This is a genomic window from Catenulispora subtropica (assembly GCF_039531675.1).
GTDB lineage: Bacteria > Actinomycetota > Actinomycetes > Streptomycetales > Catenulisporaceae > Catenulispora > Catenulispora subtropica.
Window position 1 is genome coordinate 83,699 of the sequence record NZ_BAAAQM010000005.1, and the last position, 15,469, is coordinate 99,167.

Annotated in this window: 15 protein-coding genes; 9 read left to right on the forward strand and 6 right to left on the reverse strand. The window is 72.4% G+C overall.

The window, feature by feature from the left end; all coding sequences use genetic code 11:
- Positions 1–222 precede the first annotated feature (222 nt).
- Complete coding sequence (locus ABD466_RS06525; RefSeq protein WP_344656031.1) at positions 223–714, reverse strand: carboxymuconolactone decarboxylase family protein; 492 nt, start codon at positions 712–714, stop codon at positions 223–225.
- Positions 715–761: 47 nt separating this feature from the next.
- On the opposite strand from ABD466_RS06525, the gene pdxR reads away from it, so the two are divergent.
- Together pdxR and ABD466_RS06535 are read left to right on the forward strand one after the other, a co-directional pair.
- Positions 762–2,213 (forward strand): MocR-like pyridoxine biosynthesis transcription factor PdxR, encoded by a 1,452-nt coding sequence (pdxR, locus tag ABD466_RS06530; protein ID WP_344656032.1) that lies wholly within the window; start codon positions 762–764, stop codon positions 2,211–2,213.
- Positions 2,214–2,325: 112 nt separating this feature from the next.
- Positions 2,326–3,000, forward strand: coding sequence for a Crp/Fnr family transcriptional regulator (locus ABD466_RS06535; RefSeq protein WP_344656033.1), 675 nt, complete (start codon positions 2,326–2,328; stop codon positions 2,998–3,000).
- Between the two features lie 26 nt (positions 3,001–3,026).
- On the opposite strand, the gene bagB is transcribed toward ABD466_RS06535, so the two are convergent.
- Positions 3,027–4,169, reverse strand: a complete 1,143-nt coding sequence (gene bagB / locus ABD466_RS06540; protein ID WP_344656034.1) for an ArsA family ATPase — start codon at positions 4,167–4,169, stop codon at positions 3,027–3,029.
- Positions 4,166–5,158 carry an ATPase BagA gene (gene bagA / locus ABD466_RS06545; protein ID WP_344656035.1) on the reverse strand — a complete coding sequence of 331 codons (993 nt, stop codon included), beginning with the start codon at positions 5,156–5,158 and terminating at the stop codon, positions 4,166–4,168. Before bagA ends, bagB begins: the two co-directional genes overlap by 4 nt.
- A gap of 115 nt (positions 5,159–5,273) precedes the next feature.
- Here bagA and ABD466_RS06550 point away from each other — a divergent pair, with 115 nt between their 5' ends.
- The 5 genes from ABD466_RS06550 to ABD466_RS06570 all read left to right on the forward strand — a co-directional run bounded on the left by ABD466_RS06550 (position 5,274) and on the right by ABD466_RS06570 (position 9,250).
- The gene (locus tag ABD466_RS06550) at positions 5,274–6,827 is read left to right on the forward strand and encodes a serine/threonine-protein kinase (RefSeq protein ID WP_344656036.1); all 1,554 of its coding nucleotides are present in this window, start codon (positions 5,274–5,276) and stop codon (positions 6,825–6,827) included.
- Between the two features lie 23 nt (positions 6,828–6,850).
- Positions 6,851–7,039, forward strand: a complete 189-nt coding sequence (gene sp36, locus ABD466_RS06555) for a Sp36 family protein (RefSeq protein ID WP_344656037.1) — start codon at positions 6,851–6,853, stop codon at positions 7,037–7,039.
- Positions 7,036–7,494, forward strand: a complete 459-nt coding sequence (locus ABD466_RS06560; RefSeq protein WP_344656038.1) for a RidA family protein — start codon at positions 7,036–7,038, stop codon at positions 7,492–7,494. Before sp36 ends, ABD466_RS06560 begins: the two co-directional genes overlap by 4 nt.
- A gap of 63 nt (positions 7,495–7,557) precedes the next feature.
- A complete protein-coding gene (locus ABD466_RS06565; protein ID WP_344656039.1) occupies positions 7,558–8,427 on the forward strand; it encodes an NUDIX hydrolase in 870 nt (289 codons plus the stop codon).
- Positions 8,428–8,455: 28 nt separating this feature from the next.
- Positions 8,456–9,250: an MBL fold metallo-hydrolase gene (locus ABD466_RS06570; RefSeq protein ID WP_344656040.1), complete on the forward strand. Its 795-nt coding sequence runs from the start codon at positions 8,456–8,458 to the stop codon at positions 9,248–9,250.
- Positions 9,251–9,304: 54 nt separating this feature from the next.
- Here the strand turns inward: ABD466_RS06570 and ABD466_RS06575 are convergent, their stop codons facing one another.
- Positions 9,305–9,739 (reverse strand): WhiB family transcriptional regulator, encoded by a 435-nt coding sequence (locus tag ABD466_RS06575; RefSeq protein WP_425558573.1) that lies wholly within the window; start codon positions 9,737–9,739, stop codon positions 9,305–9,307.
- 293 nt (positions 9,740–10,032) lie between these two features.
- On the opposite strand from ABD466_RS06575, the gene ABD466_RS06580 reads away from it, so the two are divergent.
- Together ABD466_RS06580 and ABD466_RS06585 are read left to right on the forward strand one after the other, a co-directional pair.
- Positions 10,033–12,240, forward strand: a complete 2,208-nt coding sequence (locus tag ABD466_RS06580; RefSeq protein ID WP_344656042.1) for a transglycosylase domain-containing protein — start codon at positions 10,033–10,035, stop codon at positions 12,238–12,240.
- An 80-nt stretch (positions 12,241–12,320) separates the two neighbouring features.
- Positions 12,321–13,160: a hypothetical protein gene (locus tag ABD466_RS06585; RefSeq protein WP_344656043.1), complete on the forward strand. Its 840-nt coding sequence runs from the start codon at positions 12,321–12,323 to the stop codon at positions 13,158–13,160.
- Here the strand turns inward: ABD466_RS06585 and ABD466_RS06590 are convergent.
- Both ABD466_RS06590 and ABD466_RS06595 read right to left on the reverse strand, forming a co-directional pair.
- Positions 13,157–13,924, reverse strand: coding sequence for an SDR family NAD(P)-dependent oxidoreductase (locus ABD466_RS06590; RefSeq protein ID WP_344656044.1), 768 nt, complete (start codon positions 13,922–13,924; stop codon positions 13,157–13,159). The genes ABD466_RS06585 and ABD466_RS06590 overlap by 4 nt on opposite strands.
- A gap of 3 nt (positions 13,925–13,927) precedes the next feature.
- Positions 13,928–15,352: a hypothetical protein gene (locus ABD466_RS06595; protein WP_344656045.1), complete on the reverse strand. Its 1,425-nt coding sequence runs from the start codon at positions 15,350–15,352 to the stop codon at positions 13,928–13,930.
- Positions 15,353–15,469 lie beyond the last annotated feature (117 nt).

Consider the following 15,469-nt stretch of genomic DNA (forward strand, 5'->3'; position numbering starts at 1 on the left):
GGAACACGTGAGCCGGGTCCGGCGGCCGGCGCGGAACACGTGAGCCGGGTCCGGCGGCCGGCGCGGAACACGTGAGCCGGGTCCGGCGCGCCCCCTCACGCGTCGGACCCGGCTCATCGGCCTTCGGATCGTCGGCCTTCGGATCGTCGAACGGCCGGTCCGGCCCGGCAGCGTCCCCTGCCGGACCGGAGTCCCGAGCGGTCTCGCCGGCCTCGGCGACCGTCAGTCCTCGGTGCCGCCGGACAGCCCCCACGGCCGCGCCGTCGCGCCCAGCCGGTTCCACAGGTTGATGATGCCGATCTGCCACACCAGCTCGGCCAGCTCCTCCTCGCTGAACTGGGCCGCGGCCTCGTTCCAGACCGTGTCCGGCACCTCGCGGTCGGCCAGGCGGGTCACGGCCTCGGTCAGCGCCAGCGCGGCGCGCTCCCGGGCGGTGAAGTAGGGAGCCTCGCGCCAGACCGCGACGAGGTTCATCCGGCGCCAGGCGTCCCCGCCGGCCACGGCGTCCCGGGAGTGCATGTCGACGCAGTACACACAGCCGTTGATCTGCGACGCGCGCAGCTTCACGATCTCGCGCAGCGGCTTCTCCAGGATGCCCTCGGTGGCGGCGCGCTCCAGGCCGTTCATGGCCTTGGCGATCTTCGGCGCCAGGTCGTCGACCGCGAGGCGGACGGTGGGCTTCACGTATGCGGTGGTCTCCGTGTTCGTTGTCATGATGATGACGGTATCCCGGATGTGGACCGCTGCTAGGATCCAATCCGATGGCTGAATATTGGTCCACTTTGGACGTCGACCTGCACCTGGCGGTCGACCCGGCCTCCGGGCGCCGGGTCGGGCTGGAGCACGCCCTGCGCGAGGCGATCCGCGACGGCCGCCTGGCCGCCGGGGTCCGGCTGCCCTCCACCCGCACGCTCGCCGTCGAGCTCGGCCTGGCTCGCGGGACGGTGTCGGCGGCATACGACCAGCTGGTCGCCGAAGGCCACCTGGTCGCGGTGCGGGGGTCCGGGACGCGGGTGGCCGCGCTGGCCGGGGCGCCCGGCCAGGCACCGTCGAACGTCCGGGACTCCGGCCGATCGGCCACCCCGCCCACCGGCCGCCCGCGACGCCTCCCCCACGACCTCCGCCCCGGCACCCCGGACCTGTCGCGGTTCCCCCGCGAGGCTTGGCTGCGGGCAGCCCGGCGGGCGGTGAACGGGGCCCCGAACGACGTGTTCGGCTACGGCGACCCCCGCGGCCGGGTCGAGCTGCGCCGGGCCCTGGCCGAGTATCTCGGCCGGACCCGCGGCGTGCTGACCGACCCCGAGCACATCGTCGTCGTCTCCGGCGCGCTGCAGGGACTGGCGCTGCTCGGCCAGGTGCTCGGCGGCGGGGTGGCCATGGAAGATCCGTACATACCGCTGTTCCGCCAAGCGGTCCGGGCCGCCGGCGCCGAGGTCGTCCCCCTGCCGGTGGACGACGACGGCGCGCGGGTCGATCTGTTGCCCGGCCGCCGGTTCCGCGACGTCGGCACCGTGATCGTGACCCCGAGCCACCAGTACCCGATCGGCTCCACGCTCCACCCGGCACGGCGCCAGGCCCTCGTGGAGTGGGCCCGGGCCGGGCGCTACGTCGTCGAGGACGACTACGACGGCGAGTTCCGCTACGACCGGCAGCCCGTCGGCGCGCTTCAGAGCGTGCTCCCGGACCACACCGTCTACATCGGCACCGCCTCCAAGACCCTCGGCCCCGGCGTCCGCCTGGCGTGGATGGTGCTCCCCGAACCCCTGCTCGCACCGATCACCGAGGCCAAGCGCCACGCCGACCACCAGTCGGAGACTCTGGGCCAGATGACCCTCGCGGAGTTCATCACCTCCCACGACTACGACCGCCACGTCCGCGCCTCCCGTCTGCGCTACCGCCGGCGCCGCGACCTCCTGGCCGAGCGGCTGCGCACCAAAGCCGGACGCCCGGCGGCCGGATTCACCCTCGGCGGCATCGCCGCCGGCCTGCACGCACTGGTCCGGCTGGAGCCGGCCGAGATGAGCGAGTCCGAGGTGGTGGCCAGGGCCGCCGGATTCGGCCTGGAGCTGGAAGGCCTCGGCGGCCTGTGGGACGCCGGGGCGAAGGCCTCCGCCGACCGGCCCCAGGGCATCGTGGTCGGTTTCGGCTCCCCGAACGAGGCGGCCTACCCCCGCGCACTCGACGCTCTGGTTCGGACGCTTTCGTGGAGTTGACTACTCATACGGTCTAATGGACATCGCACGATAGCCCGACCCGGCGTGCTGCGCAGGCGCTCCCTGCGTCACACTGGTCTCGGAACAGCACTGCCATTAAGAGGAGAAACCCGTGGACGACGTACTGCGCCGTACGCCCCTCTTCGCCACCCTCGACCAGGACGCCGCCGCCTCGCTGCGCGCCTCCATGAACGAGATCGAGCTGGCCCGAGGTGAACTCCTGTTCCACGAGGGCGACCCCGGCGACTCGCTGTACGTGGTGCTGCGAGGGAAGATCAAACTCGGTCGCACCAGCGGCGACGGCCGCGAGAACCTGGTGGCCGTCCTCGGCCCCGGCGAGATGTTCGGCGAACTGTCCCTGTTCGACCCGGGCCCCCGCTCGGCCGGCGCGACCGCGCTGGTGGACTCCACGCTGCTCGGCCTGAGCTCCGACGAGCTCACCCCTTGGCTCGCCACCCGCCCGGACGTGGCCCGCGCCCTGCTGCGCGCCATCGCCCGCCGGCTGCGCCGGACCAACGACTCCATGTCCGACCTGGTCTTCTCGGATGTCCCCGGCCGTGTCGCCAAGGCCCTGCTGGACCTGTCCGCCCGCTTCGGCACCCCCGCCGAGGACGGTATCCACGTCGCCCACGACATGACCCAGGAGGAGCTGGCCCAGCTGGTCGGCGCCTCCCGCGAGACGGTGAACAAGGCCCTGGCCGACTTCGCCGGCCGCGGCTGGCTGCGCCTGGAGGCGCGAGCCGTGGTGCTGACGAACGTGGAGCGGCTCAGCCAGCGTTCCCGGTAGGCCCGGAGCAGGGCGGGGTCGTCACCTCACCCCGCCAGCAGATCCCCGGCCGCCCGCAGCCCTTCCAGGTCGTGGATGTCCCCGGGCTGCGCCGGGATCTCGGCCACCGCGACGCCCGGATGCGACGTCGTGAACCGCTCGGCCAGCCGCCGCTCCCGCGCGGCCAGCCGCACCCGCTCGGCGTGCAGCCTCAGCAGTCCGGCCGCCAGCCGCTCGTCGGCCGAGTCGCCGTCCAGCTCCTCCGCCGCCGCCAGGGCCTTCTCGGCCGACAGTTCGGGGACCGCCACCGGATGCACCCGGTTCAGGATCAGCCCCGCCAGCGGCATGTTCTCCGCCGCCAGCCGCTCCGTGAAGTAGGCGGCCTCGCGCAGCGCGTCCGGCTCGGGCGAGGCGACCACCAGGAACGCGGTGCCCTCGGCCTGGAGGAGGCGGTAGGTCTCCTCGGCCCGCTGGCGGAAGCCGCCGAACATCGACTCCAGGGACCCGACGAAGGTCTGCACGTCGTGCAGCAACCCCGACCCGAGCAGCTTGTTCAGGGCGATCGTGGCGATGGAGAAGCCGGACGCCAACACCTTCAGGGCGATCCCGCCGCCGGCCTTGGCCGGCGCCATCAAGACCTTGATCAGACGGCCGTCCAGGAAGCTGCCCAGGCGGTTGGGGGCGTCGAGGAAGTCCAGGGCCGAGCGGCTGGGCGGGGTGTCGACCACGATCAGGTCCCAGCTGCCGGTCTCCTCGCCGGTCCGGCGGAGCTGGCCGAGCTTCTCCATCGCCATGTACTCCTGCGTGCCCGAGAAGCCGGCCGACAGGGACTGGTAGAAGGGATTGGTCAGGATCTGCTCGACGCGGTCGGGATCGGCGTGCTTCTCGACGATTTCGTCGAACGTCCGCTGCATGTCCAGCATCATGGCGAACAGCCGGCCGGAGCCCGCGATGCCCTCGATCTCGCGGGGGCTGTTGTCCAGCTCAGTCAGTCCCAGGGACTGGGCCAGCCGGCGGGCCGGGTCGATGGTCAGCACCACGACGCTGCGTCCCTGCTCGGCGGCCCGCAGGCCCAGGGCCGCGGCGGTGGTGGTCTTGCCGACGCCGCCGGAACCGCAGCAGACGATGATCGACGTGGCCGGGTCCGTCAACAGGCCGTCCACGTCCAGATGCTTCGCGGTGACCGTCATGCGTCAGAGCCTCCCGAGGCCGCGCTCAGCACCGCGGCCAGCTCGTAGAGTCCCCCGAGGTCGATGCCGTCGCCGATCAGCGGCAGTTCCACGACCGGTCGCCCGGCCTCGTCCAGCGCGCGCCGCTCGTTCTCCTCCAGCGTGAGCCGCTCGGCGTGCTCCCGCCCCAGCACGGCCAGCGAGCCGGTCTCGGCGGCGTCGATGCCGTAGGGCTTCAGCAGCGCCGCGACCCGCTTCTCCGCGGCGGCGCTGACCGCGGCCCGCTTGCCGATGGCCAGGTGCGCGGTGCGGACCATGTTCACCAGCACCGCCCCGACCGGCAGCCCCGCGGCCCGCAGGTCCTCGATCCCGTCCAGCGTCTCCTGCACCGGCATGTCCTCCAGCACGGTGGTCAGGTGCACCGCGGTCTGCGGCGACGTCAGCACCCGCATCACCGCCTCGGCCTGGTTCTTCACCGGCCCGACCCGCGCCAGCCCGGCGACCTCGGTGTTCACGTTGAGGAACCGGGTGATGCGCCCGGTCGGCGGCGCGTCCATGACCACGGCGTCGTACGCGAACGCCCGGCCCGGCCGGTCGGTCGCGGTGCGCCGCACCGCCTCGCACGCCTTGCCGGTGAGCAGCACGTCGCGCATCCCGGGGGCCACGGTCGTCGCGAAGTCGATGGCGCCGAACCTCTTCAGCGCCTTCCCGGCCCGGCCGAGCTTGTAGAACATGTCGAGGTACTCCAGCAGCGCCTGCTCCGGGTCGATGGCCAGCGCGAACACCTCGCCGCCGCCGGGCGCGATGGCGATGCTGCGCTCCTCGTAGGGCAGCGGCGCGGTGTCGAAGAGCTGCGCGATCCCCTGCCGCCCCTCGACCTCGACCAGCAGCACCCGGCCCCCGCCCTCGGCCAGGGCCAGGGCCAGCGCGGCCGCCGCCGTGGTCTTCCCGGTGCCGCCCTTCCCGGTGACGATGTGCAGGCGGCTTTCCGGCGGCCAGGGTCGGCTCATGGTTCCAGACTAACCGTCGGTAACTCGGCCCCGGAACGGGCCGCCTCTGGCACTACTGTAGGGAACCGCACAGCTCGGCGTTATCAGGAATCTGGCGAGTGGGGGGCGGGCGGAGATGAGCGGCGAGGTGGACACCGAGCGCCTGGCGCCGGGGGAGCGGGTGGTCGCCGGCCGCTACGTGCTGCGCGGCGAGCTCGGGCGCGGCGGCATGGGCGTGGTGTGGCGCGGCGAGGACCGGGTGATCGGGCGGCCGGTGGCCGTGAAGGAGATGCGGCTCGGGGAGGGCGTGACCGCCGCCGAGCGGGCCGAGTTCGAGCAGCGCATCCTGCGCGAGGCGCGCACCGCCGGCCGGCTGAACGACCCGGCGGTGGTGACCGTCTTCGACGTCGTGCACGACAACGGGTCCATCTACATCGTGATGGAGCTGGTCGAGGCGCCGACGCTGTCCGACGTGGTGAGGCGCTCGGGCCCGCTGCCGCCGGCGGCGGTCGCCGAGCTCGGGCGGCAGGTGCTGACCGCGCTGGAGGCCGCGCACGCCGCCGGGATCGTGCACCGCGACGTGAAGCCGTCGAACATCATGCTCGGCGGCAACGGCCGGGCCAAGCTCACCGACTTCGGGATCGCGCAGGCCGCCGACGACCCGACGCTGACCAAGACCGGCGCGGTCATCGGCTCCCCGGCCTACCTGGCGCCGGAGCGGCTGGCCGGGCAGGAGGCGTCGCCGGCCTCGGACATCTGGTCGCTGGGCGCGGTGCTGTACTTCGCGATCGAGGGCCGCGCCGCGTTCGAACGCGACACCACGGCCGCGACGCTGGGCGCGGTCCTGAACCACGTGCCGTACCTCACCCGGGTCCAGGGGCCGCTGGCGGCCGCCGTGTCCGGCATGCTGGCCGCCGCGCCCGAGGGCCGCCTGGCCGGACCGCAGATCCGGAGTCTGCTCGGGGCCGTGGGCTCGGACGGGACCCAGCTCCTGCCGCCGCAGCAGACCGGGTACCACGGCGACACCGCGCTGATACCGGCCGGCGGCGACCCGACCCAGCTCAGCGAGATCAACCAGGCTCCGGTCCGGCCGCGCCGCGGGTGGCTCCGCCCGGTGATCGCGGCGGGGCTGACCCTCACGGCACTGGCCGTCTCGGGCTTCCTCTTCCGGTCCCAGGGCTATGACGCCGGCAAGAAGCACCAGGCGGCCGCCGACGCCCAGCCCTCGGACGCGGTCCAGGTCTACACGGTCGGCGGCCCGCACGCACAGTTCCCCACCCTGGGCTTCAGCGGCTACGACAAGTGTCTGAGCGGCCCGCCCTTCAGCCCCGGCCAGCCGGCGTACCAGGGCGTGGAGTGTTCCAAGCCGCACGATCTGGAGATGTACTACGCGACCCAAATGGTCGACACCGACTTCAGCAAGTACGGCACGGACGGCACCGGCCCCATCCCCTACCCGGGCGCCGCCGAGCTGACGAAGGTGGCCCAACGGCTGTGCTGGGCCGACCGGCTGATCGAGCCGTCGGCGAACCCCGCCGGCAGCCACTACGTCTACGCCGCGCTCATCCCCAGCGAGGACCTCTGGAACGGCGCTCCGGAGCTGCCGAAGGACTGGAAGGCCGACCGCACCCTGCGCTGCGTCATGTGGAACACGCCAGGGCAGCAACTCCCGGGCGATGTGAGCCAGTAGACCCCTCACCGTAGGCTTGGCCCATGACGCTGCGTCCGAATCAGAATCAATGGGAATACGCGACGGTGCCCCTCCTCGTGCACGCGACCAAGCAGATCCTCGACACCTGGGGCGAAGACGGCTGGGAGCTCGTCCAGGTCGTGCCCGGGCCGAACCCGGACCAGCTGGTCGCCTACCTGAAGCGCCCGAAGGCGACGGAGTCCGCGAAATGAGCCATCCCGAAGAGAAGCTGACCGAGCTCGGCCTGAAGCTTCCCGAGGTCGTCCCGCCGGTCGCGGCCTACATCCCGGTGGTGCGCAGCGGCAACCTCGTCTACACCTCCGGCCAGCTGCCGATGGTGGACGGCGCGCTGCCGATGGTCGGCAAGGTCGGGGCCGAGGTCGGCCCGGAGGACGCCAAGGCCCTGGCGCAGCGCTGCGCGCTGAACGCGCTGGCCGCGATCAAGTCCGAGATCGGCGACCTGGCGTTGGTCAAGCGGGTGGTGAAGGTGGTCGGCTTCGTCGCCAGCGCCCCCGACTTCACCGGCCAGCCGGCGGTCGTCAACGGCGCCTCGGAGCTGCTCGGCGCGGTCTTCGGCGAGGCCGGGCGGCACGCCCGGTCGGCGGTCGGAGTGGCGGTGCTGCCGCTGGACGCCCCGGTCGAGGTCGAGCTCATCGTCGAGGTCTGATCCCGCACCCGCCGGCCCGCACCCGCCGGCCGGCGGACCGCACCCAGGAGAGGAAGGGGAGGCATGTCGCAGCAAGGCGGCGAGTACATAGCCCCGGCCGGCAGCCGACTCAGCGCGCAGGTGCCGGAGGGCTGGGCCGACCAGATCGCGGCGTACCAGCGCGGTGAGTTCACGCCGGTGCCGCCCAGACACGCGGCCACAGTGGTACTGCTGCGCGACCGCGACGCCGCCCCGCCGGAGGTCTACCTGCTCAAGCGGGCCTCGACGATGGCCTTCGCCGGCGGGTTCTACGCCTTCCCCGGCGGCCGGGTCGACCCGCGCGACGCCGACGCCGAGATCGCCTGGGCCGGACCGCCGGCCGCGGCGTGGGCCGCCCGGTTCGGCAGCGACGAGGCCGAGGCCCGGGCGCTGCTGTGCGCGGCGGTGCGCGAGACGTTCGAGGAGTCCGGGGTGCTGTTCGCCGGGCCCGACGAGCACTCGGTGGTCGCCGACACCACCGGCGAGGACTGGGAGACGGACCGCCGGGCGCTGGTTTCACGGGAAACATCGCTCGCCGGGTTCCTCGCGGCCCGTTCCCTGGTGCTGCGCACCGACCTGCTCGGCGCCTGGGCCCGGTGGATCACCCCGGAGTTCGAGCCCCGGCGCTACGACACCGCGTTCTTCGTCGCGGCGCTGCCGGCCGGCCAGCGCACCCGGGACGTCTCGGGGGAGTCCGAGACCACCGCCTGGATGGCGCCGCGCCAGGCCGTCGACGACCACATCGCCGGCAGCGCCCTGATGTTGCCCCCGACCATCACCACGCTGCGCGACCTGTGCGCGTACGACACCGCCGCGGACGCCGTGCGGGCCGCGGCCGGACGCCCCCTCAAGCCGATCATGGCCACCGTCGACCAGCGGCCGGACGGCTCCTGGCACCTGGAGTGGGAACTGTGACGGGGCGGCGGCGATGAATCCTCCCCCGATGACGCCCGGGGTCCGGCCCGAAGCCGGGACCGCTCGGGCCACGCTGGTGCTCGCCCCGAACGCGAACCCGATGACGCTCGACGGCACCAACACCTGGCTGCTGGCCGAGCCCGGGGCCCGGCGCGCGGTCGTGGTCGACCCGGGTCCGCTGGACGAGGGGCACCTGCGGACCGTGCTGCGGGCCGCCGAGGAGCGGGACCTGCGGATCGCGCAGATCCTGCTCACCCACGGGCACTTCGACCACTCCGAGGGCGCGCCGCGCCTGGCCGAGCTGACCGGCGCGCCGGTGCGGGCCCTGGACCCGCGGTACCGGCTCGGCTCCGAGGGGCTGGCCGGCGGGGACGTGGTGGAGGTGGACGGGCTGCGGCTGGACGTGGTCGCCACGCCGGGGCACAGCGGCGACTCGCTCTGCTTCGTGCTGCCGGCCGACCGCGCGGTGCTGACCGGGGACACCATCCTCGGCCGCGGCACCACGGTGGTGGCGCACCCGGACGGACGGCTGGGGGACTACCTCGACACCCTGCACCGGCTGCACGGGCTCACCGAGCGCGAGGAGGTCACGGCGGTCCTGCCCGGACACGGCCCGGTGCCGGCCGACGCGGCCGCCATCGTCGCGTTCTACCTCGCGCACCGCGAACAGCGGCTGGCCCAGGTCCGGGCGGCGGTGGCGGCCGGGGACCGGACGGCCGCCGAGGTCGTGGACCGGGTGTACGCGGACGTGGACCCGGCGGTGCGGTTCGCCGCCGAGATGTCGGTGCGCGCGCAGCTGGACTACCTCGACGCGGAGGCTTGAGCTTCGCGCGGACCGGGCCGACACCCTCGCCGACGGGACCGGATCAGGACCCGGTCACGCCCTCCCGAACGATCCGGCCTCGTCCCGCTGCCGCGGGATGGTGGCCTGCGCGGTCTGGGCGGCGGCGGCGAACCGGGGCTCGCAGACGACCTCGCCACCGCGCTCGTACTTCTCCTTGGCGGACTCCAGGAACTGCCGCCACGAGCGCACCTCCGGGCGGCGGCGCAGCAGCGCCCGCCGCTCCCGCTCGGTCATCCCGCCCCACACGCCGTACTCCACGCGGTTGTCCAGGGCGTCGGCGAGGCACTCCGTACGCACCGGGCATCCGGAGCACACGGTCTTGGCCCGGTTCTGAGCCGCTCCCTGCACGAACAGCTCATCCGGATCCATGCCGCGGCACGCCGCCACAACGGTCCAGTCCTCAACCCAGCTCATCGCCGGTGCCGTCCTCTCGCAAAGATCGAGCTCCCCCAACGGCGGAGCCGACAGCGGCCCTTCCCCCCACCGGTCTGCCCGCGGACCCGGACCGGACCCGGGCTGCCCGGCTTGCTCGTCGGACGGCGCCCGATAGGGGCGTCCGCCCTGGTGGAAGGAACGATCTCGGCAGCCAAACAGCACAATACGGAAGATCCAGGGGACGCAACAGTCCCCGATGTACTCAATTCCTATGGTCCTTTGTGACTAGATCGCCAGAGATGCGGTGCCCCGACGACCGACCCCCCCGCGGGGTGGTCGCGCGACCCGGCCACGCAGTCACAGGATCACGCCGTAGTCTGTCCCCCATGGCTTCGCACCCGCCCCGGCAATTCCGCGGCAGCGGCCCCCTGCGCGCCCTGTTCGGCCTGCTGTTGATCAGCGCTCTGGCCGGCGTGCTGGTGGCCGGGATGGCCCTGCCCTTCGTCGGCACCGCGGGCCTGGCCGCCAAGAGCGCCTCGGACCACTTCGAGGACATCCCGGACGACCTGAAGACACCGGACCTGCCGCAGCGCTCGCAGATCCTGGCCGCCGACGGCTCGGTGATCGCCACCGTCTGGGGCGACTTCGGCAACCGGGTCATCGTGCCCTTCGACGCCATCAGCCCGAACGTCTGGCAGGCGCTGGTGGCCACCGAGGACTCCCGGTTCTTCGAACACGGCGGCATCGACCTCAAGGGCACCTTCCGCGCGTTCTTCGCCGACGCGGCCGGCGCCAACCAGGGCGGCTCGTCGATCTCCCAGCAGTACGTGAAGAACGTGCTGGTGCTGCAGGCCGGCAACGACAAGGCCAAGTACGCCGACGCCACCGGCGACTCGCTGGCCCGCAAGATCCGCGAGCTGAAGTACGCGATCGCGGTGGAGAAGAAGTTCTCCAAGGACGAGATCCTGGAGCGGTACCTGAACCTGGTGCCGTTCGCCGAGAACGTCTCGGGCATCGAGGCCGCCGCCGACCGCTGGTTCGGGGTGCACGCCAGCCAGCTGACCGTGACGCAGGCCGCCACCCTGATCGGGATGTTGAAGAACCCGGTCGCCTACGACCCGTACAAGCACCCGCAGGCGGCCACGGACCGGCGCAACACGGTGCTGGACCGGATGGCCGACCCGACCGTGCACTACATCACCCAGCAGCAGGCCGACGACTTCAAGAAGCAGCCGCTGGGCCTGAACGTGCAGCCGCAGCACTCCGGCTGCATCTACGCAGCCGGCAGCGCGGCGTTCTTCTGCGAGTACATCGAGCAGGAGATCCTGAACAACCCGATCTACGGCAAGACCAAGGCCGACCGCGCGGCCTTCTTCAACCGCGGCGGCCTGACCATCAGGACCACCATGGACCCGAAGATGGAGAAGGCGGCCGAGAGCGCGATCAAGAACAACGTCGCCGCCACCGACATCCCGGGCGCGGCGATCGCGATGATCGAGCCCGGCACCGGCCGGATCAAGGCCATGGCGCAGAGCCGGGACATGGGCACCGGCGAGGGCCAGACCTACCTGAACCTGGCCGCCGACCCGACACACGGCGGCGGCAACGGCTACCAGGCCGGGTCCACCTTCAAGTCGTTCGTGGCGATGGCCGGCCTGGAGAAGGGCCTGACCCCGGACTACGTGCAGCAGCTGGACTACAAGATCGACGAGACCCAGACCAAGTTCACGGTCTGCGACAACCCGGCCGGCTTCACCCGTGACCCGAAGTGGCAGCCCACCGACGAGACCCAGGGCGAGGCCGGTCCGCAGACCATGACCAGCGCGCTGTGGAACTCGGTCAACAACTACTTCATCAAGCTCCAGGAGCTGACCGGGCTGTGCGAGCCGGCCCGGCTGGCCGCGGCGGCCGGCCTGACCATCGACAGCGACAACGGCAACGGCAAGCCGCTGCAGCAGCTCGGTTCGTTCACCCTGGGCACCAACCAGGTGACGCCGATCGCGATGGCCAACGCCTACGCCACCTTCGCCGCGCACGGCATGTACTGCAAGCCGACCGCGATCACCGCGATCACCGACACCTCCGGCAAGCAGTACCCGGTGACCGCCCCGGACTGCCACCAGACCATCGACCCGTCGCTGACCGACCAGCTGACCGGGATGCTGCGGGGCGTGGTCGACCACGGCACCGCGACCAAGGTCGGCGACTACTACAAGGGCCAGGCGGCCGGCAAGACCGGGACCAACGACAGCCGGCTGATGACCTGGTTCGACGGCTACACCCCGAACCTGGCCGCCGCGGTGTGGGTCGGCATCGTCTCGCCCAAGCCCAACGACAAGGGCCTGGTGAACGTGAAGATCCACGGCACCAGCTACGACAAGGTCTGCGGTGGCTGCCTGGCCGCGCCGATCTGGGGCCAGGCGATGAACGGCGCGCTGGCCGGCACCACACTCCAGGAGTTCACGGTGCCCGAGACCTCCGGCGACCTGCCGGCGCCGATCCAGAACAACCCCCCGCCCGGCCAGACCACCGGCGGCCCCGGCGGTGGTCCGGGCGGCTTCATCGGCGGCGGCTTCATCGGCGGACAGCAATAGCGACGGCCGGCGGGAGCCGGCGGCGGAGGAATCTCGGCGGGGCGCGGAACCGAAAGGGTCCGCGCCCCGTCGAACGTTGCATGAGGTCGCTCGGGACGATGCGGCGGACGGCACAGGGCTGGCTCGGTACCGGCCTGGCCGCAGCGGTGGTGGTGGCGGGTGCGGCGTTCGGCGCGCACGCGGCGTCGGCGCAGGCCGATCCGCAGGGGACTGCGGCGCAGGACGAAGCAGACCGCATCCTGACCACCTTCGTACCGCCACCGGGATCGACGAAGGCCGCGAGCCGACCGGATCCGCTGCCCCCGGATCTGAACGGGCCGCCGGAGCGGACCGCCGCGTCGACCCGGGCGACCTCGACCGCCTGGTACTCCACCTCGGCCACCCCGGCCGAGGTGCTCAGCTGGCTGGACACGCATCCGCCGACGGGATCGACCCCCGCGGGGTCGGGCGCCGCCTCGACCGGGCCGGCCTTCGAGATCTTCCAGTACTCGACGCCGCACAGTTCGCTGATCGTCACGCCGGAGACCGGCGCCCACGGCCGCACGGTGATCCGGCTGGACGCCGAGGTGATCTGGACCCCGTCGCGGAACCCTGATTCGTTCGTTCCCGGCGGCGCCGCCTCGGTCACCGTGAGCACCGGATCCCGTTCGGCGACGAGTACCGACCCGGCGAAGGTTCAGCGGGTGACCCAGCTGCTCAACGCCCTGACGCCACCGATCGGCGGCTTCCACAGCTGCCCGATGGACGACGGGACCCACGTGCTCATCACCCTGCCGGGCCACGCGCAGGCCGACGTGCGCGCGACCGGCTGCGGCACCGTGGTCCTCACGGTCCCGGGCAGCCCGCCGCGTTTGTTCGACGGAGGCCGAGAGCTCCTCGCCGAGGTCGACCCGCTGGTGGGCCTCACGGGACAGCGCTAGCCGCGCCCGATCAGCCGGTCCCCGATCAGATACTGGAGCGAACGCGGCATCCGCCCGCCGGTCACGGTGGCGAACGCCAGCACCCGGCTCGTGATGCACACCGGCTTCCCGGCCGCGACCGCCGCGAGGCCGCGCGTCACGATCGCCTCCGGCGACTGCCAGAACAGGCGAGGCAGACGGTTGTCGAAGCCGTCCTCGGTCAGCGGGGTCACCGACGGTCCCGGCAGCAGAGCGGTGACGTGCACGCCGGTCCGCCGCACCTCGCGGTTCAGGTTCTCGCTGAACGCCATCACGAACGCCTTGGTGGCGCCGTAGGTTGTGGCCCACGGCACGGGCGTCGTCGCGGCGATCGAGGAGATGTTGAGGATCCCCCCGTGCCCGGCCTCGACCATCCGCGGCAGCGCGGCATGCGTCAGGCGCATCAGGGCGGTGACGTTGAGCGCGACCTTGTCGGTCTCGTTCTGTGCCGAGAGCTTCGTGAAGGAGCCGGTGGTGCCGACGCCCGCGTTGTTCACGAGCAGGTCGACCGGATTCCCGGTGTCCCGCAGGCGGTCCTCGACCGCGGCCAGCCCGGCCGGATCGGTCAGGTCGGCGGGCAGCACCTCGACCTCGGTGCCGAGCTCCGCGGCCAGCTTCTCCAGCCGTTCGCCACGCCGGGCCACCAGGACCAGCGCCGTTCCGCGCGCGGACAGCTGCCGCGCGAACTGTTCCCCGAAGCCCGAGGAGGCTCCGGTCACCAAGGCCCTGCTGTACGACTGCTTCATCGCCTACACCGGTTGGTCCACGTTGTCGGTCCGGAACGCTATCGCTGCGCGCCCGGCCGGGTCGAAGAGGTCCAGCAGACCGGTCAACGGCTCGTCCGGAACCTCGGGAGTCCACAGCTCAAGCGCCATCTCGCCGTGGTACAGCATCGGCCACCGGACATAGGAGCGCTTGTCCTCGGCGTCGTTGATGGCCTGCGAGCGCCGCACGGTCGCGGCGGCGACGTCCACCATCAGGTCGGTCCCGCACCCGAATCCGTACGGATAGGCGGCGCGGTCCGGGGCTATGCTCTCGATCAGCGTCTCGTCGGCCTCGTCGACGCCGACGTGCGCGTGCAGCCCGCCGCGGACCGCGGGCACCTCGACGGTCCCCTCCGGGTCCGGCCGCCATACGCCGCCGGCGTCCTTGCTCACCCGGATCTTCGGGGCGGCGGCCATCAGGGAGCAGACCTCCCAGGCCTCGACCGACGGTCCCTTGACGGCGGCGCCGGCCACCGACAGCACCCGCAGCCGGCCGCCGTCCAGCTGGTGGTCGACCACGACGACGTCCTCGGGCTTCAGGTCCCGCTTGTCGACCTCGAAGCTGCCGGACGCGGTGACCACCAGCGCCTGCAGGTCGGGGTCGTAGACGAACATCATGCCCTCGCTGAACCCCTTGATCCCGAGGTAGCGCTGGTAGGCGGCGGCCATGCCGACCGAGACGTAGTCCGAGACCCGGTGCGGCGGCGGCAGCAGGCCGAGCCGGCCCATCCGGCGGCCGGCGGCGGCCAGCACCCGCGGCGAGCGCGCGGCGTCGAAACTGGCCGGCTGCACCGCGGCGGGGACCTGGTCCAGGCGGTCGTTGACCTCGGTGGCACAGGCGACCGCCACCAGCCGGTCGCGGATGTCGCGGACGATGTCCCGGGTGACCGACGGGTGCCCGCCCTCCATGGTGCACAGCGTGGCTTCGAGGATCTGCCCGGTCTCGGGATCCGGGTACAGGAAAAGCGTCTTGGGCGCGCCGACACGAGCCATCAGCACCCTGGCCAGCTGCACCACCTCCAGGTGCTCGGCCCCGGCCAGCGGCTCGTCGACCTCGAACACGCCGACCAGGTTGCGCACACCGCCGCGCACGTCGCCGGTGCGGCGCAGGTTCACCATCAACGGCGGGTACTGCTCCTGCACCCGGTCCAGCAGCGTCCCGGGTCCGGGCGGCACCGCGATGTGGACCAGCAGCACGTCCAGCTCCACGCGCCGGCCCGCCCCCGCGACGGAGGCCGGACGGCCCACCTCGTGCCCCTGGTCCGCGAACGCCTTGCACAGGTCCTCGAGGAAGGCCGGAACCGGCCCCTCACCGGGAGCGACGGCGTCCACACGGCAGACCCGCCACCAGGGCAGCGCGGTCAGGTCGAAGCGGTCGGCCCCGTCAGTGCCATACCAGAGATCGAGCATGGACGGTACGGTACCCGAGCAACGGCGACTATCCCTCCGGAGTGAGGGACAAGACGCCGGAATCGGTCAGCCGACGGCCGCCCCGAGCGCCGGGAAGCCGCAGATCGCAACAAACGT